This is a genomic window from Algoriphagus aurantiacus (assembly GCF_035156405.1).
Taxonomy (GTDB): Bacteria; Bacteroidota; Bacteroidia; order Cytophagales; family Cyclobacteriaceae; genus Algoriphagus; species Algoriphagus aurantiacus.
This window is the reverse complement of record NZ_JAXRUT010000001.1, coordinates 75,633-102,108: the sequence shown is the minus strand read 5'-3', so window position 1 is coordinate 102,108 and position 26,476 is coordinate 75,633. Positions and strand designations below refer to the sequence as shown.

Here is a 26,476-nt window from a genome sequence, read left to right as displayed (position 1 = left end):
ATTATATTGATGATTTATGCGATAAATAAGAATTAAAAAATTATAATTAGCTGAAAATCATTTGAATGGTAAAAATAATTTAATCAATGTTGACATAAAATTTTCTTAGAAACCAAGAATATATTGCCTCTTGGAAAAGTTTATTCTGTACGGGAAATAGCTGATTTAGAAATATTGCCTTTTGATAGATGTGATAATCCAACTATCGTAACGAATTAATTCAGATGTATTAGGTTTCCACTCTAAGCCGTCAACTTCATTTTGTAATTCAATAAGAGAGGGATCTTGGATCAAGTCAAATTGACCGGGTTTGAAAAGTGATTTTTGTAACTTTGAAAAGAGCTGAAATGCGAGATAAATCCTTCCGTATGTCTTGCATTTGTACCTAGAGATTAGTTTCCGGAAGTTCTCAATTTTGTATTCTAGCCAGTCCTGATCATTCTGATCAAAAAGTATCATCAGTTCCAGCATTTTTGAACCCAAGTAATATTCAGGAATACATTTCAAATATTTTTGGTAAGCATGAATTTGCTTGAGTGCAGTTTTAAGATTCCGTTGCTTGAAGTGAATAAAAGCTTCAAGATAACTCCACTTTGGAAGTTGACTAGAATCCAGCTTCATCAAGTTTTTCCGAAGAATTTGTTGTGCTTCCTCTGTCTTATTAAGGTGGAATAAGGCATGCCAATGATTCAGCGAATGCCTAAGCTCATTTTCTCGTGAAAAATTAGAAGTGTCCACTGAGTCAATACATTCTTCTAGTAATTTGGTAAAATCTCGTTTTGCAAGAAGAATAGACATTTTCGCTATCACTAATTCATCCTTTGTTCTAGACTCAGTAGTATAATTCCAATCTGATTCCGCATCATTTACTTGAGATAATGCATTTTCATATTCTTTATATTGAATAGATCGATTGATATCATCCAAAATAAACCAGGAATTCCGGCTATAATTAAGTTGACTGATCATCGTCTTTAGATGTTGGTTTTTAGAGTGTTTTTGCTCCTCAGATTTTTTGTAATTTTTCTTAATTAATAATTGCAAATGACTTTTGATGGCGATCTCAAGTTCCGGTAAGTCATTATTGTTGAGAACTTCATAAATCTCAAATCGAACTGCTGTACTATAAATTGTCAATACTAAGTCATGAAATCCGTGTTTAATTGCCATTTTTAGCCCTCTCTCCAGCAATTTGGATCCCTCAGATCGGATGCCCCTTGCAAGTATAAGTTGGCTTTTGAGAAGCAATTCAGAACATCCGATGTGAAGCTGATTTTCTTTATTTATGCAAGTTGGTTTTAACAGTAATAAAAGCTCTTCAAATTCATCTTTTACCCTTTTTTTGAGTTGAAAGTATGCAGCTCCTTCGGGCTTTTTATATATTTTTTGAGCGTATTCAGAATCAGATAGGTTAGGTTGACTCACAAAGAGTTTCATGAGCATTAACTTTTTCGAACTGGGAGGATTCTTAATTTTAGCAAATTCTATCAACTGTGTCTTTTCGGCCGAAGAACATGTGTCTAACAGCTGGTTGATTGATTCCATAAAAAAGTGTTTAAGGAGTGAAAAAGCAGGATTTCACTTTAAAAATACACTTTATTTATCTGGTGATCAAGTGTTTAATAAAAGTTCACCAATTACCTTTTTTATTTACAATTGGTTGTTGATTCTACTTTTTTAAAGTAAATACACCTGAGGAGGTTTTACTGTATTGGTCTTCTAAAGCTGGAAATTGCTTGATCAGTTTTTCAAAGTCTCCATTTGGGTCTAAGACCATCGAAGGTTTCTGCTTTTGAAGCATTTGGAAAAGCCTGCCTTTTTCTCTCAAATCGCGATCTTGATCAAGATAGAGCTTACTTAGCCTATAATTAAGAAACGGCCCACCTAGCCTTGCATTGAGATAGGGAGAGAGATCATCTCCCAAAACCAAGATATCACCTGAATATTTCACCTCACTTTTGCCTACAAAATATTCTGAATTAGGAATTGTTTTCTGCCAGAACAAAAAGCCAGCAGCAGGAACACCCAATACTAATAGATAAAAAGCGATTTTAGCAACAATCTCTTTCTTGGTGTTCAAGAAAAACTGCGTAATCAGGTATGTGAGGCCTGGAACAAGTATCACCAATTGATAAGCAGCTTGCTTTTTAATAATGAAAAATTCCGCAGCTGAGAAAAGTAGCCAAATGATGATTAGTTGTCGCTGCTTTTGTTGGTTGATTGTAGACCCACGTAGAACCGTAGCCATAAAATAACCAGCGACAGCTAATAGAAGTGGAAATAGTCCAAGGATCAACCAGTTCAAGAGAGACTGATACTCATACTTCTCAGATAGGAATGTCAGCGGCCAGATCTGAATGGCTTCTTCCAGCCCATCATTCCAAAAATAAAAAACAGAGATCAATAATAGTGGAAGGAAGTATCCTACCAGAGATAGCATTAATTGACGGAAAGAAAAGCTACTGATGGCGATTCCTGTGAATATCATGTAGGGTAAAAACAGGATGTAATTAGGATGAAATCCCGTCGCCAGTCCTGCATATATCCCGATTAATAAAGTGGACTCACTTGTATCTTTTTGCAATACTGTCTGAGAAAAAAGCTGTCCTAAAGCTAAAATCAAAAAGCAACTCCCCAATAATGCTGGGCTTAAACTTAATAAGTCAAAAGAAAAATGGAATAGCGCAGCCATTATGATCGCCGGCAGATAGGTGTTCACATCAAAAGCCTTGAATTTGATCAGCATGGAATTCCAATAAAGTATCTGAAACGATATTAAAATTCTACCGACAACTTCATAAGCGAATTGGCTCCGCCCAAACAATAAATCCATGAATGTAAAGAACCCAGCAGATAGAGGGCCGTTGTCATCTATTATATCTTGATATAAATAATAGCCTTGTCCCAATCGCTCTCCTAAAAGCATCCACGTCAATTGTGGATTGGTAATTGGGAAAGGATTAAGAGTCAGATAGACGATTGTCAGCAGGAGAATGTATATTCCTATGCCGATTAGCCTGAAGGGGTCATTTAATTTGAAAAAGCTGAACAAGGTAAATTGGAGAAGAGTGTTTGGTTGGTTTTGCCCGAAATTAAAGCTTGCCCAACTATTTCGCTAAATTTGTACCACAAATACTTCATATGGAAAGTAAAAGACAACAAAAATACGCTAAGCTGATTCAAAAAGAGCTAGGCGATATATTTCAAAAAGAATCAAAACACCTAGTCGGTCGGGCTATGGTGACAATTACGCGGGTTATGATGAGTCCGGATTTGGGTTTGGCAAAAGTTTACCTAAGCTTTTTATTAGCTGATCCGGAAGCCACATTCAAACTTATCAATGAGCATAAAAAGGATATCAGACATCAATTAGCCAAGAGAATAGGTAAATCAGTTCGTGTAATTCCTGAAATAGCCTTTTTCCCAGATGATTCGGCAGCATATGCACAGTATATGGATAAAGTGATTTCCAATCTATCTATCCCACCAGCTCCGCCTGAGGAAGAAGACCAAGAAGAGGATTAATCAAGCTATCGTTGAATCTCAGTTTTTTCATAGCCTCCAGATATTTTCGCAGCAAAAAGAAGCGGAACTTCATCACCATTTTGTCCAGGATTTCTATGATAGGAGTCGCAGTGGGCACCATGGCTTTGGTGATTGTGATGTCTGTATTCAACGGCTTAGAGGATTTGATCCGGGATGTTTTTGCGAGCTTTGATGCAGAGTTGAAAATTGAGGCTGCTGCGGGCAAAAGCTTTATGACCAGTGAGGAATGGTTGGATAGTATCAAAAATCTGGAAGGGGTAGGAGTTCTCACTGAGGTGATCGAAGACAATGCCTTGCTGGATTATAACGGCAACCAGATGATTGGCAAAATAAAAGGTGTCTCTGATAATTTCCTGGATCAGGAAAGATTCTCCAAAGGCAATTTCTGGGGCGATACTACCTTAGGGACTGAACTTAATCCTGCTGCGATTCTTGGTAGGGGAGTTGGGTTCTTCCTTTCTGTAAATCTGGATAACGCGAATGTTCCGCTGAAAATCTACTATCCAAAGGCTCCACGAAGTGCGGCCACTATCGATCCTTCTCAGTTCTATGAATTTGCCGTACTAGATCCAGTTGCGTATTTTAGCATAGACCGTCAGTTTGATGACGAGTATGTGATTGCGCCGCTTTCCTTTGTCAGAGACTTGTTGAAATATGGGGATAAAAGAACCTCCCTTGAAGTGAAAGTGTCCAAAGGACATGCTATTGATGAGGTACAAAAAAGGCTAAAGGCACATTTAGGGGGTAACTTTTTGATCAAAAATGCTGATGAGCAACATGCAGGACTTATTCGTACGGTTAAGATGGAAAAGCTCTTTGTCTTTCTTACGTTGGTTTTTATTTTGGCAATAGCGTCCTTCAATATTTTCTTTTCGCTAAGTATGCTGGCTATAGAAAAGAAAAAAGATATAGCTGTGTTAAAAGCTATGGGGGCTACAGAGAAATTAATCAGAAGAATTTTCTTGAAGCAGGGAGCCCTGATCGCCTTTAGCGGTGCAGTGATTGGGCTAGTCCTTGGCTATGTTGTTTGCTGGGTGCAGCAGACTTTTGGATTGGTTTCGCTTGGGATTTCATCTGCTGTTGTAGATGCTTATCCGGTGAAAATGATTTGGAATGACTTCCTCTGGATTAGTGTAGCGATGGTGGGAATTACTTTTTTGGCATCTTCTAGACCAGCCTGGATCGCTTCTCAAGTAGATACTGTCAAAGAGATTTGATTTATATACTTAGGTAGAAGGTTCGCTTTTCCCAAATTTTATCGCGGCAAATCCTCTGTTAAGTAAGGCATATAAGCTTCCTAATAATCCAAGTCCTCCCGTTAGATATGCGTATGCTTCATTGAAGAAGTTTTTATCGAAAATACCAATCAGCGCAATGCAAATTAGAACAAAACTTACGATGGAAATCTGTATAGTTTTTTTGTTGCCATTCCTTTGCTCAAAATCTTTGAAAGCTTTCTTTTCCACACTACTGGTTTCATTTAGGATTAATTTGCGAAATACAGGGCTAAAAAATTCCCAGTCATGCCAGGTGTGGAGTGAATGGGTCATTCCAATCTCCTCGGCTTTTGGATGAATAATCCCTTTTTCAGCTAGATCAATTAATGTGTCTTTTCGGGAAATATTGAAAAAACCCTCTTGGGCAAAGCTATAGCACACCATCCGCTCTTCAAAACTCAATTCGAGCCATAGATTGATGTAATAGGATTTTTCACGTCTTAAATCATTCATGATTTGCTCTTCATCCAACCTAGTGAGCTGAGATTTATGCTCAATTGGATAGGTATGGAAGTTGAAATCTGAGAAAAGCTCTGAGTATGCAATTTTATTCGTTAGATCTTTAATTTTATTGAAGAGTTCTTTCCATGGCTGGCCGGATGAAATAATGATAGTTGCATTTTTATTTTTCAGCTGAAAGATCAAATCCATTATCGCTTCCGGTTTTTCTAGGCAATGGTAATTTTTTAAATGATAGTATTCTTTGCCCATGTCCGGATCAAAATCCCATTTTAATTTTTCGGTCAAAAAGTCAATTATCACAAAGTCTTCTAGCTTCTCCCCATAAGTCTTGTCTATTACATGTTTCATTTTCAAAGAGTCTGTAGAACACAAGAAATTTAATTTCTGAGTTTTATTCAGTTCTTTTATTCCTCTCCTGCTGACACTTAAGTCAAAAAAGATGATTTTTTGAACCCAGTAGATGACAATCGTAGCTATTATCATTAGTAACAAGAAGGGAATAAAAATAATCGGAGCAGCCTGCTAAAGCACCTTTGAACACGTTAACATTTGGTGCGATAAAATCTTGAATTTTTGGGTCAAAGGGATCACTTATACTGTTCATGATGCCTTTACGCACTTTTTCATAGCTTTCAAGCATTTCTTGGTCTGAAAGTCCTTCCGAATTTCGTTGCTCCCAAATGGTTTGTTCAAATAGCTGCGTTTTCGACTGGAGCATATAACCGGGGAGAAACCCTATCAATAGAAACCAAATTGATAAATAGATTGATAATGTCAACCCCGATGAGACCTTTAGCTGTAGAATTTTTGTGTCTTTGCATAGCAGATGCCATAACAGTATTACACCAACCGAAAAAAAGGTCAATATCAAATTTACCCAAAAGGGAGTAAGGGAAAGTGAGGAATTGAGAATCATAAGAAGAAGGATAAATCCTATACTACTGTAAATAGACAAGGGTAATGTCTTGGCTATTACAGTTATCTTCTCCCTAAGAGTAGCATCCGGGCTGCTGTATTCGGGAGAAAATTCTGTGCCGGAGATTAGGTTTACCAAAAGCACGAAGAGGCTTGTAAAAATAATTGCGCCAAGAAACTCAAGGTGATTCAGTTGACCTTTATAATAAATCACGACTAAGATTAGAATATAACCTATGTAGGTAAAGCATAAGAACCATAATCTATTCAAGTTAGAGTAGCTGGGCTTTAACCATTGGAAAAGGAAGGATTTGAAGTTAAAGCCTGAACTGGATACAGAGGTTAGCTTTTGGATACTAAAGGAAATGAGTATAAATCCAAAATAGATAATCAGAAGAAAAATGCCTTCCAAAGAACTGAGAGAAGAAAACGCGTGTGTTACATTTTGATTGACAAGAAAAATAAGCCAAATACTTTGATCAAACTTCCCCATGGAAACTTGCGTCAAAATACCCGTGTATTGATTGCCATTAAGGTATAGCGGTACTTCAAAATGTTGCTTATTGTAGGAATTGTTTCTGATGATGGAGCTTATTTCCAACCAGGACTCTTTAGCCACACCTTCTTGTAGGTTTGAGATAGGAGAGGTGATTTTGTTGCTTTTAAAGAGGATTCCTCCTGAAGATTTGATTAATAAAAACCGATGGGAGTCATTCAGGTCTTTGCGATGTGGTTCGAGTCGAAAAGTAATGGCCCGAACTGGAAAATCTTCATTGCATGATTCTGATATGACAGACTCCAGTTTTCCATCGGTTCTGCTATAATGTGAATTGAGAAAAAGTGTATTTTGATTTTGGGGATCTGTGAAGTGTTGGTAATAGTTTCTGGAGCTAAGGTCTATTGCTGAAGTGCCACCTCTGAAATCTATGATCCCGGACTCAGAATTTTTGAAATAAATAGTATTGGCAAATCCTCCTGTTGCAAATAAGATTAGTTCATTAAAGTCCGGAATAGCAGGAATATCATCTCCTTCCAAATTCCAGTTTTGAAGTATGGACTGATAAGTATCCAAAATTTCAGTAAAGTTATCTGAAAGTTGATTGATGTTTGAAGCCTGCTCTTTGACAGGATCTATTCGGTTGATATTGAAAGACAAAGCAAACCCTACTACTAAGGCTAACCCTATTAATGAAATCCCAACTTGGATTACAATTGATTGGGTGAGGTTATCACCTTTTGCTAAGTTCATCACTCCCAATACAGGAATTGAGGAGAGAAGAAGCACTAAGAATAAAATAAGTGTGGAAAGTAAAGTGAAGTTTAACCTAAGGCCAACTTGCTGGAAATAGGCGTTATTGATCATGCCTACGGCATGCAGATTTAAGTTTTCGAGCGGTATTGGAGAGATGTAAGCTCTAGTGTCCTGATTGGAGTAATTGATATGTTCCACAAATACCCCAGAACTTATCTTGCCTGTACTATCTTGTTTAATTAAGGATGGTTTAAAGAGAGATAATCCCTGATGATCGACAGGATATATCACCACTCCTTCTGAATCAGTAATAAAAAAGTCATCAAAAATCTGATTGTTTTCCTGCTTTCTCAGCAGATCTACTATGGGAATCTTGAGGTCAATGACCAGTTCCCCTTTGGCGGTTGATATTTCTTTAGAAGAGTTTACCAGAAATTCTTTGACTTCTTTATTTGAAATGAAAGTTTGTTTTGAAGAAGCATCTAAATTTATCCGAAGCTTTTTTTTGATTAGCAAATCCTTTTCAATAGAGAGTTCATCATCGATTATGGAATCTTGCGGTAAAAATTCTACTGAGCTATATTCAGGTTTAAATCCACTTAAAATACTTGTCAGATGTGTGGCTTCTGCTTTTACATGCGGATTACTACTCAATCTAGCATAGCCTTCTCGCAAGAAATACGCATCAATACGCTTATAGTAATCAGGAAGTGCTCTAATGATATCATCCTTGATCGCAGTGATGCTTCTGATGTGTTGCTCTTCCAATTCCTGACGATTATTGCTGGATTGTATAAAAAGTACAATTCCAATAATCCCGATAATTGGCAAGAGAAATAACCAAATACGTAAAGTCTTTAGCTTCATAAAAAATTCAGATAAAAATTAAATCTTAAAATACCTTTTAAGTACCTGATAGTCAATGAAAAACAAATAAATTTAGGCGGTATACCCTGAACATTTTAAAAATATCCTTGCATGGACCCTTCAAGGCATGCTTATTGGGACTTGAAGCCTTTCACCCTAGTTTGTAAATGATTTCCCCAATGAAGAGCGTATTGTCCCTTTTCCTTATTTTGATTTCCTTGATTACCCTTCCATCGTTCACTTTTGCTCAAGAAAGCACTGACGACAAAGGATCGCTACAGTCAGGAACTATTGATAGTCAGTTTGATTATATCTACAGTGTTTCTAATAATTTCCAAGAATACAAAGTAGTAAAGCGAACCAATCTGGATCAGCTTAAATCAAATATTCTGGACTCCATGCGTACGATGAGGACTGAAGTGGGAGATCTCAAGCTTTTGATTGTTAGCGAAAAAGATTCTATTGAAAATCTAAATACTATTTTGGCCTCAGCCGAAACTCAGAAGCAGGAGGCGATTGCCGAAAAGGATAATTTCTCTTTTTTGGGAATGGGAATTCACAAAGCAGTTTATTCTTCAATGATGTGGATTCTAGTAGCTGTACTTGCAGTAGCACTTGCTATTTTCTCCTTTCAGTATTTCAGTAGCTTCAAAAAAATAAGAAAAGCGCAAAAGGACTTAGCTGATGTTCAAGAAGAATTTGATAATCACCGCAAGAATATGCTTGACCGTGAGCGCAAGCTTAAGCGTGAATTGGTTGATGCACAACTGGGCAGATAGTAGCATTATTCCACGATTTGGGTTTTCTAATTCATAACTTTTATTCTTCTCAAATTGGCAGTGTTTACTAAGAGTTATAGACATTTTAAGCGACTACCCCTCTATCTAGTCTTGGTGAATTAGTCTAGCGCGGAACTTACTTTCTCAAATTGGTTTATTAGTCTGAGTTGATCTATAAACCTTTCCCTTTTACTGAAGAAATCCTAGCGAAAAAGGCTTAAGTTTGTGCCCTCAATACCAAATTTAACGGATGGCTAAGAAAAGAGGAACTGCTCTGGATGAAAGTGAAAAGAGGAAGTTGAATAAGCAGAATTTAAGTAAACTAGGAGGCATTTTTCAATTTTTGATGCCGTATAAAGGAGCTTTTTTTTTAGGATTGGTTTTCCTTGTATTTTCCTCACTCACGCTGCTTACATTTCCTTTCGTTGCGGGTAAGCTCATAGACACTGCGCAGGGTACAGATTGGATAGTAAGTGATATTAATTCTATCGCCCTGATTTTGGTGGGAATTCTGGCAGTACAGAGTATTTTCTCCTTTTTCAGAGTTTGGCTTTTTGCCCTAGTTTCGGAGCGATCCATGCGAGATATTCGTTTAGCATTGTACTCTAGAATGGTGCGCTTGCCGATGACTTTTTTTGATAAGCGTAGAACGGGAGAATTGATAAGCAGAATCACTTCTGATGTGAGTATGCTTCAAGACACCTTCTCTGTGACGCTTGCAGAGCTTTTTAGACAAGTGGTTACACTTGTAGCTGGTGTAATTTTCTTGATGGTCAATACGCCTAAATTGACCTTATTTATGCTTGCTACTTTTCCAGTACTGGTAGTGATAGCAATGGTCTTTGGCAAATTCATCCGAAAACTTTCTAAAAGTACTCAAGACGAACTTGCGGCTGCAAATGTGATTGTGGAGGAGACATTGCAATCGATCAGTACAGTAAAATCATTTGTAGGAGAAGCATTCGAGTCTGCCCGCTACGGTAGTGGTCTGAATAGAGTAGTGGGAGTAGCCTTGCGGGCAGCCAAGTATCGAGGCGCATTTATTTCATTTATCATCTTCGCGTTGTTTGGAGGAATAGTAGCAGTGATGTGGTACGGAGCAAGTTTGGTGAGCTCTGGCGAAATGAGTGTAGGTGAGTTGGTTTCTTTTGTATTATACACCACATTCATCGGTGGTTCGATTGCTGGACTCGGAGATATTTATGGTCAAGTTCAGAAAGCTATCGGTTCTTCCGAGCGTGTATTAGAAATATTAGATGAGGAACCAGAATCCGTATCAGGTACTAAGGCTACTAATTTTCAAGGGAAGATTGCATTTGACCATGTCAGCTTTCATTATCCAACGCGTCCTGAAATGGAAGTGCTTAAAGACCTAACTTTTTATGTGAATCCAGGCGAAAAAGTAGCTTTGGCAGGTCACTCTGGTGCTGGAAAATCTACAATTATACAATTGCTGATGCGATTCTATGATGTGCAGCAAGGATCAATTCAAGTAGATGACCGTCAGTTGGACGAATGGGATTTGCAAAATCTTAGGTCTCATGTAGGTATGGTTCCTCAGGAAGTTCTGCTTTTTGGAGGATCAATTCGTGAGAATATCGAATATGCAAAGCCTGGAGCAACTGAAGAAGAAATTATTTCGGCTTCGAAAAAAGCCAATGCCTGGCAGTTTATTTCCCAATTCCCTGAAGGGCTGGAGACCTTGGTAGGAGAGCGTGGCGTAAAGCTTTCTGGTGGTCAAAGACAGCGTGTGGCGATTGCCCGTGCTATTCTGAAAGATCCATCAATTTTGATCTTGGATGAAGCGACATCTTCTTTGGATGCGGAATCAGAATCCTTAGTGCAAGAGGCATTGGATGAGTTGATGAAAGGAAGAACTACCATTATTATTGCGCACCGATTGGCTACTATCCGTAAAGTCGATAGAATATATGTCCTCAGCGATGGAGAAATTGTAGAGCAAGGCAACCACGTGGATCTTCTAGGCAGAGAGGATGGATTTTATGCTAACTTGGTACGATTACAATTTGCTGATTAAGCCAGATTATGTGCACAGATTGATTTGGTCATGCCCATGAATTTTTCCTGATACATTTTAGAATTAGGGAATAGCTGTTGCATTTCCTTTAGATCAAGCAATCGGATTTCATCCAAGTATTGCTGCGCATCCTTAGGGTCCCATTTCTGAAGCCTACTCAGTTTTGTTTTTGTCAGAAAAAAGTAAAGCAAATTATGAGGAAGGTATTGTGCAAAAGGAATCGCGTAATGAGCTTCAATGGGAAAAGTTCGGTTTGGAGTTTGGATAAAATGCTTTTTGCCCACACGCATAATTTCATTCGCCATTTTTTGCTGATTCTCCCAAGTGTATAAATGCTCTATAACTGAATTGGAGAACACAAGATCAAAGCTGTTTTCTTCGAACTCAGGCATATTAGTAGCATCTCCTACCAAAGCTTTAATTTTTGGATGTGTGGTTTTTTCTTGTCTGAGATTGAGGAGCACGATCTCAACATTAGGAAGTGAAGGGAGATTACTAGTATCCCAGAAATAGGCAGCACCACCTACATCAAGGATTCGAACTGAGTCATTTTTAGAAAAATTTAGAAAGAATAAATCCTCAAAATCATTTTGTCTCTGGTTTCTAAATTTGGCTCCCAGGGAGTCGGGATTCTCGGAAGTTGAAAATAAATTCGAAATAAAACTCATACGTTGCCCAATAGGCGTTTCGGCTAACAAATAATCACAAAAGTAATCAGCCTTGGGGATTCTTTGCTTAGTTTTAACATTGAAATAACTCTCATTTTGCATTTAAATAAACTGAATTGTTTTGAGAGAGATAAAAAGCATGGTTTTAGATTTTTTTTTTGTTTAGTAACAGTTTGCACTCGCATTTGATTTGAGAATTATATGAAGGAGTTTTTTTCACTTCATTAGAAATCTACAGAAGATATTTTTCCAAAGAAGAAATAGCTAATTTCAAAAAAAAGCCCTCCAGCACAATCAGGAGGGCAAAGGTAATCAGGTATGTTTTTTTCTCAGCAAACCGGGTTTAGACTTTAAATAAGGCTTCAAAGAATCCGATAGTTTCACCTTTTTTCTTGAAGATCAACATAGGCAAGGCATTGTTTGCCAATACCACCTTTTCGGCAACGCTTCCCAGAAGAATTGCCGCGGATCTCGTTTTACCTCTTGAGCCTAAGAGGATCATATCTGCACCAAGCTTTCGGGCTTCTTCCACTAATGCCTTTCCTTGGGTATCGCCCTCAAATAATATGAAACGGCATTCAACATCCTTATGACCAAATTTGGTTATAAAGCGTCGGTAATCTTTCTTGGCATTTTCCTTCATGATCTCAGCAAACTCTTCATAGCTCTTGCCGGTTTTTGAATAGCCGTGAGGAACCTCATATAAGTGCACGGGGATTAACTCTGCTCCTAGTTCTTCAGAAATTCTTTCTCCGAAATTGTACATCAAGTCCGTGTGATCTGAAAAATCAGTAGGAATCATAATTTTCTTTAGATTTCCAATAGGTTTTTTCTCCTGAAGTAGTAAAACAGAGCAGGGGGCTTTTTTAGTAATTCCCTTAGCCAGTGATCCAGATCCTTCAAGCGTTTCTTTTCTCCCCATAATTATCAAATCCACATCTTTAATTTTGGCCCATCTTATTAAGGTGTCGAGTGGATGAGAACCTTCTTCTGCGAATACTTCGATTTCAATGGAAGAAGGGAAATTGTATTGCTTTATTTTATCATGAATCAGAGCTTCAATCGACTCGTCTCCTGGAGCTAACAGCTCGGGGTGGTTGGTTAATATTTCCTGAGGAATTGCTAGATCTTTGGCAACGTGCACAAAATAACATTTATCTATTCCTAAGAATTCCAGGATTGCAACTGTTTTTTTGATCAGGATATCATCCATCTCAGTCAGATCAAGGCCAATCATTGCCTTATAAAAATGCTTCATAGGTGTTTGGTGTTTATTCCCCTTAATTTAAAGCTTTGATCCAGTTTATTGAATAGTTTTTTTGTTTTTAAGAGATGAATTCCTTTTCAAGGTAATTTAGCCTGATGAAATCGAGCAAGTAATCGACACACTGAAGGATGATTATTTACTTTGCGAGATTCTCCCGAATCGAGTTCGGGACAGGCTATGTGGCCGTAAAATCAATTACAACACATGAAATGGAGCATGTCGAAGAACGACACACAGCGGGATGATTATATCCCGGCAAACACCGCATCAGCAGATTTGTTTGTTGTTAGTGCGCTGGGGTGACGCATCAGCGAGCCAGGCGGCTGGCTTGCGGGGTGGAGCTTTGCTGGCGTCTTGACTTTTTGCCTGCCTGTCCGGTAGGCAGGGTTCTTTTGCGTCAAGGCAAAAGAACAGAGAAATCAAGCATGACTCAAGCGTCACACAAGAGGATATTTAATAACCACAGTATACTCAGGCGACTATTTCTCTAAAAGGACTAAAAAATTTAACTTATAATCATATGAAAGTAATGCAAAAGTATTTTTTGGCAATCGTTCCTGAAGGTGAGTTTCAGGAGCAAGTGACTAATCTAAAGTTGGAAATCAAGGAACTGTATCAAGCTAAATATGCGCTGAAGTCACCAGCCCATATTACCGTGAAAATGCCATTTGTCTATAATGAAGCAAAGGAAGAAAAGCTCACTGAGAAACTAGGAAGCTTTATTAAGAGCTATGAGTCAATGTTCATCACAATCAAAGGAGTCAAAACTTTTGGAGAGCGGGTAATCTATTTGGGGGTAGAAGCCGGGCAAGATTTGTATGTTTTTCAAAAGGAGATGAAAACTTTTTGTAAAAAGGAATTAAACATCGTGGATGAATTGAGTGATCGAAACTTTCATCCACATATGACTATTGCTTTTAAGGACATTAAAAAATCACAGTTTCAAAATATTCTACAGTTTTCTAGTGGAATGAATTTAACGGAAGAAATGGTAGTAAATAAAATTGCTCTGCTAAAAAAAGTAGAGGGACGATGGGCTTTGTACAAAAGGATAGAAATGAGGTAAGGGATTCAAGGTGTTAACTCTACTTGGTCCTTACCTTACTTCGTGCTTATCCAAGAGAAGGATGCCGATTGTCCATTTACTTGATGGATAATCAGTTCTAACTTTCCATAAAATTAAGAGTCTAGATTTAATAGGGTCTGATTACGTGAAAACCTCTTATTAATGTAGCAACACATTAGAACGTAGCCAATACAATGATTTAATCTATTTGCTTCCAATCTGAAATGACCTTGCCACATTAAATCCGAAATGGATATCTCCATCAAAGAAATTTCCCTGAGTGGAAGGAATAAACCCAGCAGGAGTCATTTCATTGGAATTGGTAAAATGCAGTTGAAATACATGACCACCTGTTTCAATATCCACCCCTATCCCAAGAGAATTATGCCCTGGTAAATTTTTCCCAAATCTGTAATAATATTCACCTGTAAGACTAACTCTTTTGGATAGAGCCAATCTATTGGCAATTCCCAAAACAGCAAGATTATTAGGTTCCATTTCCGTGGGAACTAGGTTTCGGTGAACAAACGTGGGCATCAGTTGAAGGGAAAATAAAGGACTGAACTTACGGGCTACTATAAGCTGATTCACATACCTGAGCCTTCGTTGGAATGTCATTGGTAACTCAGGTCTTTTAAGGCTATAAACAGAGAAATCACTTACCCAAGTGGCTGATAGAGGCATCCCTTCAGTTTTTTGTTCTAAAATCCTACCTTTAATAAAACCATCATATACCTTGTTCAAGGAATTTCTACCGAATCCTATAGTTACACGGTCCGATATGGAGTAATCCAAACCCAGCCTAACATTTGAATCATCCAAGCCAAACAGATTATATCCTCCGGAATTTAACCTGCCAAAACGGTGGGAGATGATCACATCCAGATTTCCCTTTCCTCTGGTTTCTATGGATTGACCGTTGATTATCCGTGTTCCTTTGAAAGTGCCCAATACGACATCCGCCTCCTGCCCAGATTGCTCTCTCAATTGCTCCAGCATGTCCTGACTTTGGACTGAAAATGTAATAAGTAAAATAAACAATGTGAGATAGTGCTTTTTCAAATCCATTATTTCTGGTTTTTAAATTCAAATTTTATGCTGACCTCCACCTCCTCGGCTATATTTTGAAACATTAGCCGAGGGATTTCAATTTGGTAATCCTCCAATACAACTTCAAAGACTGCTTGCATCACAATTTTCTGGCTCTGTTGAGTAATGGTTCCCTGGATTTTTACTGGCTTGGTTATCCCATGGATAGTCAGATCTCCTTCGGCAACAGCGTTGGAACTAGGACTCCCGTTGGTGAATCCTGATATTTTCCCACGAAAATAAGCTTCAGGATATTTTTCAGATTCCAGATAGTTTTCATTAAAATGTTCCTTCATAAGAGACTTTCTGAACTCAAATCCAGCTATGGGAATTAGAAAAACCGCCTCCCCGCTTGTTGGGTCAAAAATTGCCGTGGCTTTTTCGTTTTCTGCTGTAATATCTTCTATTAATGCGCTGCTAAAGAACCGGACATAACCTGATTCGGAACGCAACGATTGACTATGAACCTGCACTGCTTGCAAAAGCAAAAAGGATATAAGGACTAATCTTTTCATATGATTATCATTTTGATTTTAAAGGTCATAAGCTGTCCCGTGACGGAGGAAACGGGATGGAATCTCGCACCTGCCTGCCTGTACGGTAGGCAGGCTCGATTTCATAATTTAGTTGTCTTTGGCTCCACCACTTACCCAGCAAAAGATGAGTTCTTTTTGTTCGGTGGTGAGGGTTTTGCCCGAAGTGGAAGGAGGCATTATTCCAGACTGCGTATTTGTCCTGATTTGCGAGGCAAACTGTATGATGTTATCATCTACCGTAAAATCAGCCCTACCTGTACCGGCCACATGGCAGCCGGATATTGCACAGTTTTGCTGAAGTATGGGTATTATATCTGTCGAAAGTGATGCATTGCTGTCCTCACACCTGTCTGAAGTAGGAGGGGTAGGCAGCTGATCTTCTGATTCGGATGAGCAGGAGATGGAGATAAGGAGAAGGGCCGTGATACTCGCCAAAATGGCCCATTGGTGTTTCTGAATTGAGATTTGCGTTTTCATGGTTAATTAGTTTTGGTTTTTTTTAGAGAAATAGATTTCTACCACTCCCTGAAAAGGGGGAGTAACTTGATAGTGAATATTTCGGAATATTATCTTTTGGGGTGGTTCGGGTAAAATTTAAGTCCTACAAATAAACCGGTGCTTTTCAAGGAAATATCTCCTTCGCCCACACCGTTGATTGGCACTTTGAAGTACGGTTCCACTTGAACACTTATTTTATTTCCTAATTTTCTTTCGTATCCCACACTGAAATTGACCACACCAAAGAAATGGTTGTTGGCTCCATTCACATCTAATTCGTGAGAATATGGGTAACCAGTTCCGGTATTCTGGTACTCCATTTTATAATGTTCCTTGAGCATTAAATAGGTAGAAAGTCCTGCACTGGCAAAAACCCGCTGAAGCTTGCCCTCAATAGGATAAAACCTCAAATTGAAAGGAATATCCAGAATGTCACATTCGCCTATAACTCTGTCAGGTTGGTTACCATAACCCAGTTGATACCCATCTTCTGAACTGTAGGGTTTAAAGGAATAAAAGACGCCACTGGCAATACTGAATCTAGGTCGTAGAAAATACTCCGCGCCTATTCCGATCGCTTGTCCAACTTTTCCTACTTGGTTCAATTTGATCCCGCTCAGATCTGGAGCAGCCTGAATAGAGAGGTTGAATTTCCCCGCAAATTGATTTTCTCTTTCTTTCTTTATTTCTTCATGATTTGGATTAGTCTCTTTGGCCTCTCTCGCTTGGAAATCAATTTTTTGGAGAAGCGAAACTCTCAAATTCAAGGAAGGAACGTGATTGACCTGCCAAATTAGAGGACTGTTCTGCATGTTCTTAAAATCTGAAATTATTGGAAGGCTGGACTTCGAATCCATAGCCCTTATTTTCTCTTCCTTACCAGCACGGGTATTCTCTGTACCTTCCGAACTCTGAATCTGTGAATTTGCTGACGAAATCTTCGCAGATGAGCTAGGCCATAAGTCGCTATCATTGGATTTAATCGGGCTTATCTCAGTTTGTGTTGAATTCTCCATGGCTTGGGTTTTTTCAGAAAATTCTGACTCTCCAGAATTCAATCTGGACATCTTGTGCTGTGTTTCATAGGCAATTGTATTTTGATATGCATCCTGATTTTCCGATTGAGAATTCCAGATTAACATTGACATCACTATGCTCATTAATATGGCTCCAGCCCAGCCCAAACCTTTGTTTACTAACCAAGTAGTGGTGGGAGTTTGGTCAAGACGTGCTTGCATGTCCCCCCAATCTTCTTCAGAGAAAGGAATCTCGGCCGAATCGGATATTTTCTTCAGAATATCATCCAGCTCCTTATCACTCCTGTCGTAGGATTTCTTTCTCATAGGTTCTGGGTTTTAGCTGTTCTCTTAATTTTTCTCTTGCGCGTGAAAGATTGGATTTGGAGGTTCCGATACTGATATCCAACATCTTCGCTATTTCTTCATGGGTATATCCATCCAGAATGTAGAGATTGAATACATTACGATATGCTGTTGGCAATCTCTGGATCAATCGAACCAACTCATCGTACTGCATAACATCCAAAGCGCTTGGCTGGAAGTCTTTTGATTCGGGAGTAACTTCTAAACCTGTTTCATGGGCTTTTCTCTGGTGTTTTTTAAAATAATTAATACATAGATTCACCAATACTTTTCTAAACCAAGGCTTGAATGGCTGATCAGGATCAAACTTTTTAGGATCCGCGAAAAGCACCATGTAACCATCATGCAGGATTTCCTTTGCACCCTCACGGTTAGAGGTATACCTAAGGCATATACTCATCCCATAACTGTAATAGAGTCTATACAGTACCTCCTGGTCTTTTCGGTTTTTACCTACCAGGCCTTGCCAGATTTTTTTGTCCAGAATTTCAGATTTCACATTCCCAAGCTTGCTTTAGCCCATACAAGTAGAGTTACAAATTGGTTGCGTGGGCAATTAAAAATAAGTAAAGAGTTTTGCCTTTTTTGTGTTTTAGGAGGAAAGTTGTTAGTATCAGTCTAATAGACAAGGTTTCTTAGGAAGTAAAGTTTAACATCTGTGTCCAAATTATTCTGTAGTTCAAAAAGCTATTCTTTTAAGTGCTCAAAAAAATAGCCGAATATCGCCGGCTATTAATTTCCTGATTTACTATGTCTGGTTTGTTATTTATTCAATACATCCAATTCCTTACCCTTTCCAAGTATAATGCTTTTGGGAGCATTAGTTCCATAATAGAATTGCACTACATTTTTTTGATCTGGAAAATCATCAAGCAATAAACTGTTTTTGACTTTAATGGAAACTGGCTCTCTCACTTTTTCTGATTCTAGATAAAACCAAGCCGCATCATCTTCCACTTCATAGCCAATGAAATTTAAGTTCACAGATTCGCCATCAATCCACAACTGATTTTGCGAAAGCAGGTATTCCTTTAGCTGGTCATTAAGCAAGTCTTCATCAGCGGGGTTCAAAAAATCAATGGACTTCTTGTGATATCCACTCAGAGCAATCTCCAGATCATCCCAGAATATTTTCTGGGAAATCTCCATATGCTCTGTTCGTTCATTCCATTTGATCTCTGTCAAACTGATGTGAAATGGATGTGCAAATACCAGCCATCCCACGCTGATCATGTATAAGTAAAACTGTTGCATTTGGTATTCTGTAGTCTGTCTTTTCTGCTAATTATGCTGTATAATTGCGCAATTTACTTCTTTAGAGGTATTTCACCCTTTCTTATGAGTTCGTTCCAATTGTATTTCCGTCTTGGTCTTCAGCATATCCTTGATATCCATGGCTATGACCACATCCTATTTGTGTTGGCGCTTTGTGCTGTCTTTATTCCTAGAGATTGGCGCAAAGTCGTGATTTTAGTGACAGCATTTACGATTGGACATTCCATAACCTTAGCTTTGGCTACGTTCAAAGTGATCAAGGTAAATTCAGATCTGATCGAATTTTTGATACCGGTTACCATAGCGATCACAGCTTTTATTACAATTCTCCGACCAAAACCTTCTACTGGCAAAGGACTTTCGATCAATTATATTTTTGCATTGTTTTTCGGATTAATTCACGGATTGGGATTTTCTATTTATTTAAGAAGCCTGTTAGGCAAAGAAGCTAGTATTTGGCAGCCTTTACTTGCATTCAATCTTGGATTAGAATTAGGCCAACTGGTCATAGTGGGAATATTTCTTCTTGCTACATCTATATTAGTAGGAATTGCAGGAGTGAGTAGGAAAGAATGGACCTTGGTGGTGGCATCCATGGTTTTTGGTGTCGCATTGATGCTAATGTTGGAAGCCAAATTTTGGTAGTATCTTATCACAAAGCCTTAATATAAAATCAGAGTATTTTGACAATAAAGTAACTATGAGAAAACTACTAGCACTTACAGCACTAGCAATCTCGGGGATTTTCCCTGCTTTTGCGCAGCAATCAGAGCAGAATCATGCAGAGCGCTTTGAGCAGCTCGGTACGATGCTGCGCTCACCGAATGTCTATCGAACTGCGTCTGGGGCACCAGGGCATATGTATTGGCAACAGCAGGCAAACTATGTAATCAACGTAGAGTTGGACGATGTCAATCAATCTATTAAGGGCTCCGAGAAAGTTACTTACATCAATAATTCACCGGATCAACTTACATATCTGTGGGTGCAGCTGGAAGAAAATCAAAGGGGACCTGATTCTGATTCTCCCAAGGCATCTGAAAGCTCCATCAATTCCAGAATGACACTTAGTAATCTTGAAGGACTTATATGGGCCAATGAGGATTTTGGTTACAAAGTATTGGAAGTAAAGGACTCCAAAGGCAATCCGCTTCCAGTGACTGTCAATAAAACGATGATGCGGATTGATCTTCCTTCTCCTTTGAAGGCAGGCGATAGCTTTACTTTCGGAGTGGAATGGTCATTTAACATTACGGACAGAGTAGGCTATGTAGGTGGTCGTCCTGGCTACGAATATTTCGAAGGGGATGATAATTACCTATACACAATGGCTGAGTGGTTTCCTAGAATGGCCGTTTATTCAGATTTTGAGGGCTGGCAAAATAAGCAATTCATGGGTTCAGGGGAATTTGCGTTGGTTTTTGGAAATTATGAAGTAAGTATCACCGTACCCTCTGATCATATGGTCGGAGCTACAGGCGAGCTACAAAATGCCAGTCAAGTATTATCTTCCGTTGAACTGGAGCGATGGAACAATGCTAAGAAAACCTACGATGCCCCAGTCGTTATCCGTACCCAAGATGAGGCAACTGAGCTAGAAAAGGGAAAATCAGAGTCCAAAAAGACCTGGAAGTTTAAGGCTGAGAATGTTCGGGATTTTGCTTGGACCTCTTCCCGTAAATTCATCTGGGATGCAATGGCAGTGAAACAAGGGGGGAAAGACGTGATGGCAATGTCCTATTATGCCAAGGAAGCCAATCCTCTTTGGGGTCAATATTCTACTCGCGTGGTCGCACACACGATCAAATCTTATTCTGCTCATACATTTGATTATCCATACCCTACTGCTATCTCCGTGGAGGCAGCAAATGGAATGGAATACCCAATGATCTGCTTCAATTATGGTCGACCGGATTCGGATGGTACTTATTCGGAGGCTGTCAAAAACGGTATGATCGGTGTGATTATTCACGAAGTGGGCCACAATTTTTTCCCTATGATCGTCAACTCTGACGAGAGGCAGTGGACTTGGATGGATGAGGGCTTGAATACTTTTATGCAGTTTATGGCTGAGCAAGAATGGGATCGTAATTTCCCTTCGCGTCGTGGACCTGCACACAAAATTGTTCCTTACATGAGAAGCACGAAGAATACGTTGGAGCCAATCATGACCAATTCTGAAAATATTATTCAGTTTGGGCCAAATGCCTACGCAAAACCTGCGACTGCTCTGAACATACTTCGCGAGACGGTGATGGGGCGTGAGTTATTTGATTATGCATTCAAAGAGTATGCCCGCAGATGGATGTTTAAGCATCCGACTCCTGAGGATTTGTTCCGCACGATGGAAGATGCTTCGGCTGTTGATTTGGATTGGTTTTGGAGAGGTTGGTTCTATGGTACAGAGCCAGTCGATATCGCTATTGCAAATGTAGCGTTATACAAAATGGACAATCGTACTCCTGCTGAGAAAAAAGCTGGTTTGAAAGAAGAAGCTGAACGAGAGGAAGATTACGTTTCCAAGGAGTTCAATAGAAGCGATGTCAAAGAAACTGTGATAGAGGCGAATCCTGCGACACGGGATTTTTATACTACTTATAACCCTTTCACAGTAACTCCAGAAGACGAGGAAAGCTATAAGAGATTTATGGCAGGTCTTTCTTCTAAGGAAAAAGAACTAATGGAAAGCGATTTGAATTTCTATGAGATCACTTTCAAAAACGTAGGAGGATTGGTCATGCCGATTATATTGGAGTTCCAATATGCAGATGGCACTTCTGAGATAGACAGAATCCCAGTAGAAATCTGGAGAAAAAATGAGACTCAGGTCACTAAAGTATTTGTTAAAAGCAAGGAAGTCACTCAAATCATCCTTGATCCAAAACGAGAGACCGCCGATATTGATGAGTCCAGTAACTATTGGCCACCTCAATATCAGCCAAGCCGATTTGAATTATTTAAGGGCTCTGGCGCTGTAAGAGGAACTTCCACTGGCAGCAACCCTATGAAGAAAGCACAAAACAATCAATAATAGAGAAAGCCGGTGTGAGCTGGCTTTCTTATTAAACTTCCTTGAAACTGTATTTTAGTTGCTCGGATAAATTTTATCTTAATAGTTAAACCTAAAATAAACCTAACATGAAAGTAAAAAACCTGATTTACTTAGGCTGCATAGTCTTGAGTTTTTTAGTAAGTACTAATGTACTTGCCCAAAAAAGAGATTTCTATGAGCTGAGAACCTATCACATAGAGACTGCAGAGCAAGAAGCAATGCTGGATGATTATTTATCCAAGGCGTTTATTCCTGCAGCACATAAGCATGGTATTGCAAAAGTTGGCGTTTTCAAACCAATTGCTTCCCAGCCAAATGCAGGTAAGGCAGTGTACTTATTTGTGCCCTTCAAGTCCCTGGACGAGTATGTGGCTTTGGAAGGAAAATTGGCAAAAGATCAAACTTACCAAACAGCAGGAAATGCTTACATCAATGCTGCTCATGATAAGCCTCCATATAAGAGAATTGAAACTTCCCTTATGCAAGCAATGACGGGACAACCAAAATTCGCCGAGTCTGAATTGACGAATGCAAAGAAAGACCGGGTTTATGAACTGAGAAGCTATGAAGGAGCTACTGAGCGTCTATATAAGCAGAAAGTTAAGATGTTTAACTCAGGCGAAATGGATATTTTCACCAAATTAAACTGTAGCCCAATATTCTATGGAGAAACGATAGCAGGTGCTAACATGCCTAATCTAGTGTATATGACAACCCATGAAAACATGGATATCAGAAATGAGCATTGGAAGCAATTTGGAGCTGATCCAGACTGGGCAGGAATGAAAGATCTGCCAGAATATCAGAATACGGTCTCTAGGAACGACACAAAGTTGCTTTATCCTACTGAATACTCTGATTTATAGGAATTCAAAAGCCGGCGAGAGTCGGCTTTTTTTAGGCATTATTTTTTTTCCGCAATGTCGCTAAGGCGCAAAGTATCGTTCGTGCGACAAAAACGGAGGCGATAGAGGGCACAAAAATTTCAGAATAAAAGGGCTGATTATTGAGTAGTTATGCATCTAAAAAAGCGAAATAGAACTTTTATTCCCGCTCACTGTGCTACTTTTTTGGGTAGATCATAACCACTTTTTGTTTCTAAAATAGAGTAGCATTCCGATAGCTATACTTATCATTACTCCCCACATTATATAATAGCTATACCTAAATGATAGCTCAGGCACATTTTCAAAATTGGTACCGTATATACCAGCAATGAAGGTTAGTGGAATGAAGATTACCGAGAAGACCGTTAAAAATCTCATCGTATCATTTAGTTTACTACTAATCGTAGTGTGGTAAATATTAAGCTGATCGGACAGGATTTCTCTGTAACTATCTGAAGAATCACTTGCTTGACTAATATTGTCCTGTAATTCTTTAAAATGGATATCTGTGTCTTCTTCAATCAACTCTGTTTCCATTTTAGCAAGAGAGAAAATCATTTCTTTGGCTGGCTTGATGTTCTTGCGTAAGAAATTCAGTTCTTTCTTATAATTGTTGATCTCATTAATAACTACTTCATTTGGGTTTACGAGTAGGTTTTCTTCCAGTGTTTCGGTTTTTTCTCCAAGTAGATTAATGACATAGAGATAATTGTCTATCACGATGTCCAGCAAGGCGAAGGTGAGGTAATCGGTGCCTCCGTTTCGGATACGTTTCTTTTGTTTTCTGATTCGTTCTCTCACAGGTTCGAAAACATCACCTTTTGTTTCCTGAAAGGAAATAATGACTGATTTTGTCAAAATAAGGCTTAGGTTTTCAACTGTGATTTTACCTTCCTCTCCGTTCATTTGCATCATTTTGATGGTAATCAAAATGCAGTTATCGTATTCTAATACTTTTGGCCGGGCAGATGTATTCATTACCTCAGCTATCACAAGCGGATCAAAATCAAATGACTGGGCGATTTCCTCCATGATCACGGTATTGTGAAGACCGTCAATATTCAGCCAGGTCACCGTGTCCTTTTCTTGGTATTTGATAGCCTCTTGCACAGTTCTAATAGCATCTTCCTGCAAATTGGAGGCATCGAAGTCAATGATTCGCAGAAGCACATCTTTGGTTTTTTGCTCTCCTCTGAAAATCAACGCATCCGGTGAAAGACCAATCTCCTCTTTTGGTTTCTTGATAAATCTTGCCATTTTCTCAATAGGTAGTTTTGGTACACTCATAGTTAATTATTGAAATATCAGGGTTTTATAGAAATATAAATTCACTGATAATGCAAAATATAATGCTACGGGGAACTTTCACGAATATTTTCTAGGAGCAAATAGCAGGGGGAACTTATCCATTAACCTTACTTACAATTCCCTCAAAAATCCTCACTCCCGTTTCAATCAATTCATCTGGAAAATCATAGGTAGGTTCATGAAGTTGCGGACAGTCTTCTCCAGACCCCAATCCAAATAAATAAGAAGGACAACTTTGACTGAATAAGCCAAAATCCTCTGACCAACGAAAAGGCTCCGATTTTTCCACTAAATCTAAGCCAAGACCCTTAATTACTTCCAAGGCAATTTCAGCGGCTTTTGGATCATTTTTGGAAACTGCGAATTGTTCTACCAAACTGAAATCACAGCCAAGATTTTCGGCTAAAGCGATTTTTTTAGCTTCCTCAGAAATCATCCCGATCAAGCTTTCCAGATCATTCTGCTCAAAAGCACGAATTGTTAAGCTTAAACTTCCTTTTCCGGCGCTAGTCCCAAAAGCCAAGCTTCCAATCTCTGCGTGAATGACAGTAACCAACGCAAAGTTTTTAAGCTTTTTTGGAAGAGTGGAAAGGGTTTGAATCAATTGAGCGATGGCCTGAGCTGGATTAATTCCTGCATCAGGGTGGGCCGCATGGGAAGTTTTTCCTGCAAGTGTAATAGTCAATCCCGAACTTCCAGCTGCAAATGTCCCTCTTCTGATAACCACTTGATGCAGTGGAAACCCCGGGAGATTATGTAATGCAAATGCATAATCCGGCTTGATCTGTTGGAATCGAGGATCATCTAAGATGTTTCTAGCTCCTTCCCCAGTTTCCTCAGCAGGCTGGAAAAGTAAAACCACTTCACCATTTTCAGGTCTTCGCATAGCTAATTTCTCACCCAATCCACAGATTATTGTCATATGTCCATCATGGCCACATAAATGTGCTTTCCCCAAAGTCTGGCTTATATAGCTGAGATCACCTGCTTCTTGAATGGGAAGTGCATCAAGTTCAGCCCGGAACAAACTTCTATGGCCTGGATTTTTTCCCTTGAAAATGAAAGCAAGCCCATTTCCTCCTAGATTCTGTATGGTTTGATCTGGTTTGAGTTTTGCAAAAAAGGCTAAAATCTTCTCCGCTGTAGCACTTTCTTCGCCGGCAATTTCTGGATTTTGATGTAAGAGATGGCGAAGATTTACGAGTTCTGAAAGAGGCATTATTCTAATAAATTTCCGAAAGGTAAGTTTCTACTGCTCAGATGGAATCATTTTTGACGAAAAAAATGAGCCTTCGATCAGGAACTATTCAAGATCACTGGCTATTTTAGAATATCATTTCAACCCTTCAACAATAACTTTTATGAGCGAGGCACAAATTCAAAACTACAACGAGCAAATCCAAGCTTTGGAATCACAAATCACTGGCGACATGTTTGCGGACATGGAGATTCGCGACAAAATCCATAACCTTAAGATGGAGCGCGACGGAGTGAAACCTACTGATTCCAGCATTGATTGCGTTGGCTGCGGAAGTTAATAAATTGACTTTGGCTAGATACTTTATCATTTATAAACCCTTTGGGGTTTTATGTCAATTTTCTGGAGAGGGGCAGACACTTGCCTCTCTTTTTGATTTTCCTAAGGAGGTATATCCTGTGGGCAGGCTGGACAAAGACTCTGAAGGACTCCTTATTATTACTGACGACAAATCATTAAATCATCACCTGTTAAACCCTCGCTTTGGTCACCAGCGTACCTATTATGCTCAGGTGGAGGGAGCTCCTGTACCAGCAACTTTAAAAGAGCTGATACAGGGGGTAGTCATTAATGTAGAGGGTCGCGATTATAAAACTAAGCCAGCGATAGCCAAGATATTAGAACCAATTCCGTCGCTTCCTGATCGTGATCCTCCGATTCGTTATCGAGCTTCGATTCCCGATACTTGGATTTCCTTGACTTTGATTGAGGGGAAAAATCGCCAAGTTCGTAAAATGACTGCTGCGATCGGACATCCTACGCTGAGGCTGGTGCGCTGGTCTATGGAGAAACTTACCATACAAGGATTTAAAGTAGGGGAAGTTCAGGAAATCGATGAAAAAACCATTTATCACAAGTTAGGATTGACTGGTTTTAAGAAGTCCGAGGGATTAAAGAAATCAGGGCGTAGTTGAACCGTATAAACTTATAAGGTTTCAACTTCCCACTTTACTGAGGACCTTCTTAAAAAATCATAAAATCCCTTTGATCGCGAGGCATTACCGCTTCTAAGATTTAAGATTGTCCTTTGGGACAAAAACCTCTATTTTAGTCT

General features: G+C 39.0%; 24 protein-coding genes. 10 read left to right on the top strand and 14 right to left on the bottom strand.

Features of this window, described 5'->3' with window-relative positions:
* Positions 1-165 precede the first annotated feature (165 nt).
* Together SYJ56_RS00410 and SYJ56_RS00405 are read right to left on the bottom strand one after the other, a co-directional pair.
* A complete protein-coding gene (locus tag SYJ56_RS00410; protein ID WP_323831406.1) occupies positions 166-1,545 on the bottom strand; it encodes a hypothetical protein in 1,380 nt (459 codons plus the stop codon).
* A 124-nt stretch (positions 1,546-1,669) separates the two neighbouring features.
* On the bottom strand, positions 1,670-3,052 hold the full coding sequence (locus SYJ56_RS00405) for a hypothetical protein (RefSeq protein WP_323831404.1): 1,383 nt from the start codon (positions 3,050-3,052) through the stop codon (positions 1,670-1,672).
* 89 nt (positions 3,053-3,141) lie between these two features.
* Here SYJ56_RS00405 and rbfA point away from each other — a divergent pair, with 89 nt between their 5' ends.
* Both rbfA and SYJ56_RS00395 read left to right on the top strand, forming a co-directional pair.
* Positions 3,142-3,525 carry a 30S ribosome-binding factor RbfA gene (rbfA, locus tag SYJ56_RS00400; RefSeq protein ID WP_323831402.1) on the top strand — a complete coding sequence of 128 codons (384 nt, stop codon included), beginning with the start codon at positions 3,142-3,144 and terminating at the stop codon, positions 3,523-3,525.
* An 11-nt stretch (positions 3,526-3,536) separates the two neighbouring features.
* Positions 3,537-4,763, top strand: a complete 1,227-nt coding sequence (locus SYJ56_RS00395; protein ID WP_323831400.1) for an FtsX-like permease family protein — start codon at positions 3,537-3,539, stop codon at positions 4,761-4,763.
* 9 nt (positions 4,764-4,772) lie between these two features.
* Here SYJ56_RS00395 and SYJ56_RS00390 read toward each other — a convergent pair whose 3' ends face one another.
* A complete protein-coding gene (locus SYJ56_RS00390) occupies positions 4,773-5,633 on the bottom strand; it encodes a hypothetical protein (RefSeq protein ID WP_323831398.1) in 861 nt (286 codons plus the stop codon).
* Positions 5,634-5,715: 82 nt separating this feature from the next.
* Positions 5,716-8,319: a hypothetical protein gene (locus SYJ56_RS00385; RefSeq protein WP_323831397.1), complete on the bottom strand. Its 2,604-nt coding sequence runs from the start codon at positions 8,317-8,319 to the stop codon at positions 5,716-5,718.
* Positions 8,320-8,498: 179 nt separating this feature from the next.
* Between SYJ56_RS00385 and SYJ56_RS00380 the strand changes: the two genes are divergently transcribed.
* A complete protein-coding gene (locus SYJ56_RS00380; RefSeq protein WP_323831395.1) occupies positions 8,499-9,098 on the top strand; it encodes a hypothetical protein in 600 nt (199 codons plus the stop codon).
* A 250-nt stretch (positions 9,099-9,348) separates the two neighbouring features.
* Positions 9,349-11,136: an ABC transporter ATP-binding protein gene (locus SYJ56_RS00375; protein WP_323831393.1), complete on the top strand. Its 1,788-nt coding sequence runs from the start codon at positions 9,349-9,351 to the stop codon at positions 11,134-11,136.
* On the opposite strand, the gene SYJ56_RS00370 is transcribed toward SYJ56_RS00375, so the two are convergent.
* Complete coding sequence (locus tag SYJ56_RS00370; protein ID WP_323831391.1) at positions 11,133-11,906, bottom strand: class I SAM-dependent methyltransferase; 774 nt, start codon at positions 11,904-11,906, stop codon at positions 11,133-11,135. The two genes, SYJ56_RS00375 and SYJ56_RS00370, sit on opposite strands and share 4 nt — an antisense overlap.
* A gap of 241 nt (positions 11,907-12,147) precedes the next feature.
* Positions 12,148-13,062, bottom strand: a complete 915-nt coding sequence (locus SYJ56_RS00365; protein WP_323831389.1) for a universal stress protein — start codon at positions 13,060-13,062, stop codon at positions 12,148-12,150.
* A gap of 529 nt (positions 13,063-13,591) precedes the next feature.
* Between SYJ56_RS00365 and SYJ56_RS00360 the strand changes: the two genes are divergently transcribed.
* Positions 13,592-14,137 carry a 2'-5' RNA ligase family protein gene (locus SYJ56_RS00360; RefSeq protein ID WP_323831387.1) on the top strand — a complete coding sequence of 182 codons (546 nt, stop codon included), beginning with the start codon at positions 13,592-13,594 and terminating at the stop codon, positions 14,135-14,137.
* Between the two features lie 204 nt (positions 14,138-14,341).
* Here SYJ56_RS00360 and SYJ56_RS00355 read toward each other — a convergent pair whose 3' ends face one another.
* The 6 genes from SYJ56_RS00355 to SYJ56_RS00330 form a co-directional block, all read right to left on the bottom strand.
* On the bottom strand, positions 14,342-15,205 hold the full coding sequence (locus tag SYJ56_RS00355; protein ID WP_323831385.1) for a DUF5777 family beta-barrel protein: 864 nt from the start codon (positions 15,203-15,205) through the stop codon (positions 14,342-14,344).
* Positions 15,205-15,741: a YceI family protein gene (locus SYJ56_RS00350; RefSeq protein WP_323831384.1), complete on the bottom strand. Its 537-nt coding sequence runs from the start codon at positions 15,739-15,741 to the stop codon at positions 15,205-15,207. Before SYJ56_RS00350 ends, SYJ56_RS00355 begins: the two co-directional genes overlap by 1 nt.
* Positions 15,742-15,849: 108 nt before the next feature.
* Entirely contained in the window at positions 15,850-16,239 is a 390-nt protein-coding gene (locus SYJ56_RS00345; protein WP_323831383.1) for a 2-polyprenyl-6-methoxyphenol hydroxylase, read from the bottom strand.
* Positions 16,240-16,328: 89 nt separating this feature from the next.
* Positions 16,329-17,603, bottom strand: coding sequence for a hypothetical protein (locus SYJ56_RS00340; RefSeq protein ID WP_323831381.1), 1,275 nt, complete (start codon positions 17,601-17,603; stop codon positions 16,329-16,331).
* Positions 17,575-18,141, bottom strand: a complete 567-nt coding sequence (locus tag SYJ56_RS00335) for an RNA polymerase sigma factor (protein ID WP_323831379.1) — start codon at positions 18,139-18,141, stop codon at positions 17,575-17,577. The genes SYJ56_RS00340 and SYJ56_RS00335 overlap by 29 nt, the downstream gene beginning before the upstream one ends.
* 263 nt (positions 18,142-18,404) lie before the next feature.
* Complete coding sequence (locus tag SYJ56_RS00330) at positions 18,405-18,896, bottom strand: DUF6702 family protein (RefSeq protein WP_323831378.1); 492 nt, start codon at positions 18,894-18,896, stop codon at positions 18,405-18,407.
* 84 nt (positions 18,897-18,980) lie between these two features.
* Between SYJ56_RS00330 and SYJ56_RS00325 the strand changes: the two genes are divergently transcribed.
* The 3 genes from SYJ56_RS00325 to SYJ56_RS00315 all read left to right on the top strand — a co-directional run bounded on the left by SYJ56_RS00325 (position 18,981) and on the right by SYJ56_RS00315 (position 22,835).
* Positions 18,981-19,562 carry a HupE/UreJ family protein gene (locus SYJ56_RS00325; protein ID WP_323831377.1) on the top strand — a complete coding sequence of 194 codons (582 nt, stop codon included), beginning with the start codon at positions 18,981-18,983 and terminating at the stop codon, positions 19,560-19,562.
* Positions 19,563-19,617: 55 nt separating this feature from the next.
* The gene (locus tag SYJ56_RS00320) at positions 19,618-21,948 is read left to right on the top strand and encodes a M1 family metallopeptidase (protein ID WP_323831375.1); all 2,331 of its coding nucleotides are present in this window, start codon (positions 19,618-19,620) and stop codon (positions 21,946-21,948) included.
* A gap of 107 nt (positions 21,949-22,055) precedes the next feature.
* On the top strand, positions 22,056-22,835 hold the full coding sequence (locus SYJ56_RS00315; RefSeq protein ID WP_323831373.1) for an NIPSNAP family protein: 780 nt from the start codon (positions 22,056-22,058) through the stop codon (positions 22,833-22,835).
* 213 nt (positions 22,836-23,048) lie between these two features.
* Here the strand turns inward: SYJ56_RS00315 and corA are convergent, their stop codons facing one another.
* Positions 23,049-24,143, bottom strand: coding sequence for a magnesium/cobalt transporter CorA (gene corA / locus SYJ56_RS00310; RefSeq protein WP_323831372.1), 1,095 nt, complete (start codon positions 24,141-24,143; stop codon positions 23,049-23,051).
* A 115-nt stretch (positions 24,144-24,258) separates the two neighbouring features.
* Positions 24,259-25,383 (bottom strand): amidohydrolase, encoded by a 1,125-nt coding sequence (locus SYJ56_RS00305; protein WP_323831370.1) that lies wholly within the window; start codon positions 25,381-25,383, stop codon positions 24,259-24,261.
* Between the two features lie 142 nt (positions 25,384-25,525).
* On the opposite strand from SYJ56_RS00305, the gene SYJ56_RS00300 reads away from it, so the two are divergent.
* The gene (locus SYJ56_RS00300) at positions 25,526-25,702 is read left to right on the top strand and encodes a hypothetical protein (protein ID WP_170124589.1); all 177 of its coding nucleotides are present in this window, start codon (positions 25,526-25,528) and stop codon (positions 25,700-25,702) included.
* Positions 25,703-25,712: 10 nt separating this feature from the next.
* The gene (locus SYJ56_RS00295) at positions 25,713-26,336 is read left to right on the top strand and encodes a pseudouridine synthase (RefSeq protein ID WP_416377775.1); all 624 of its coding nucleotides are present in this window, start codon (positions 25,713-25,715) and stop codon (positions 26,334-26,336) included.
* Positions 26,337-26,476: the final 140 nt, after the last annotated feature.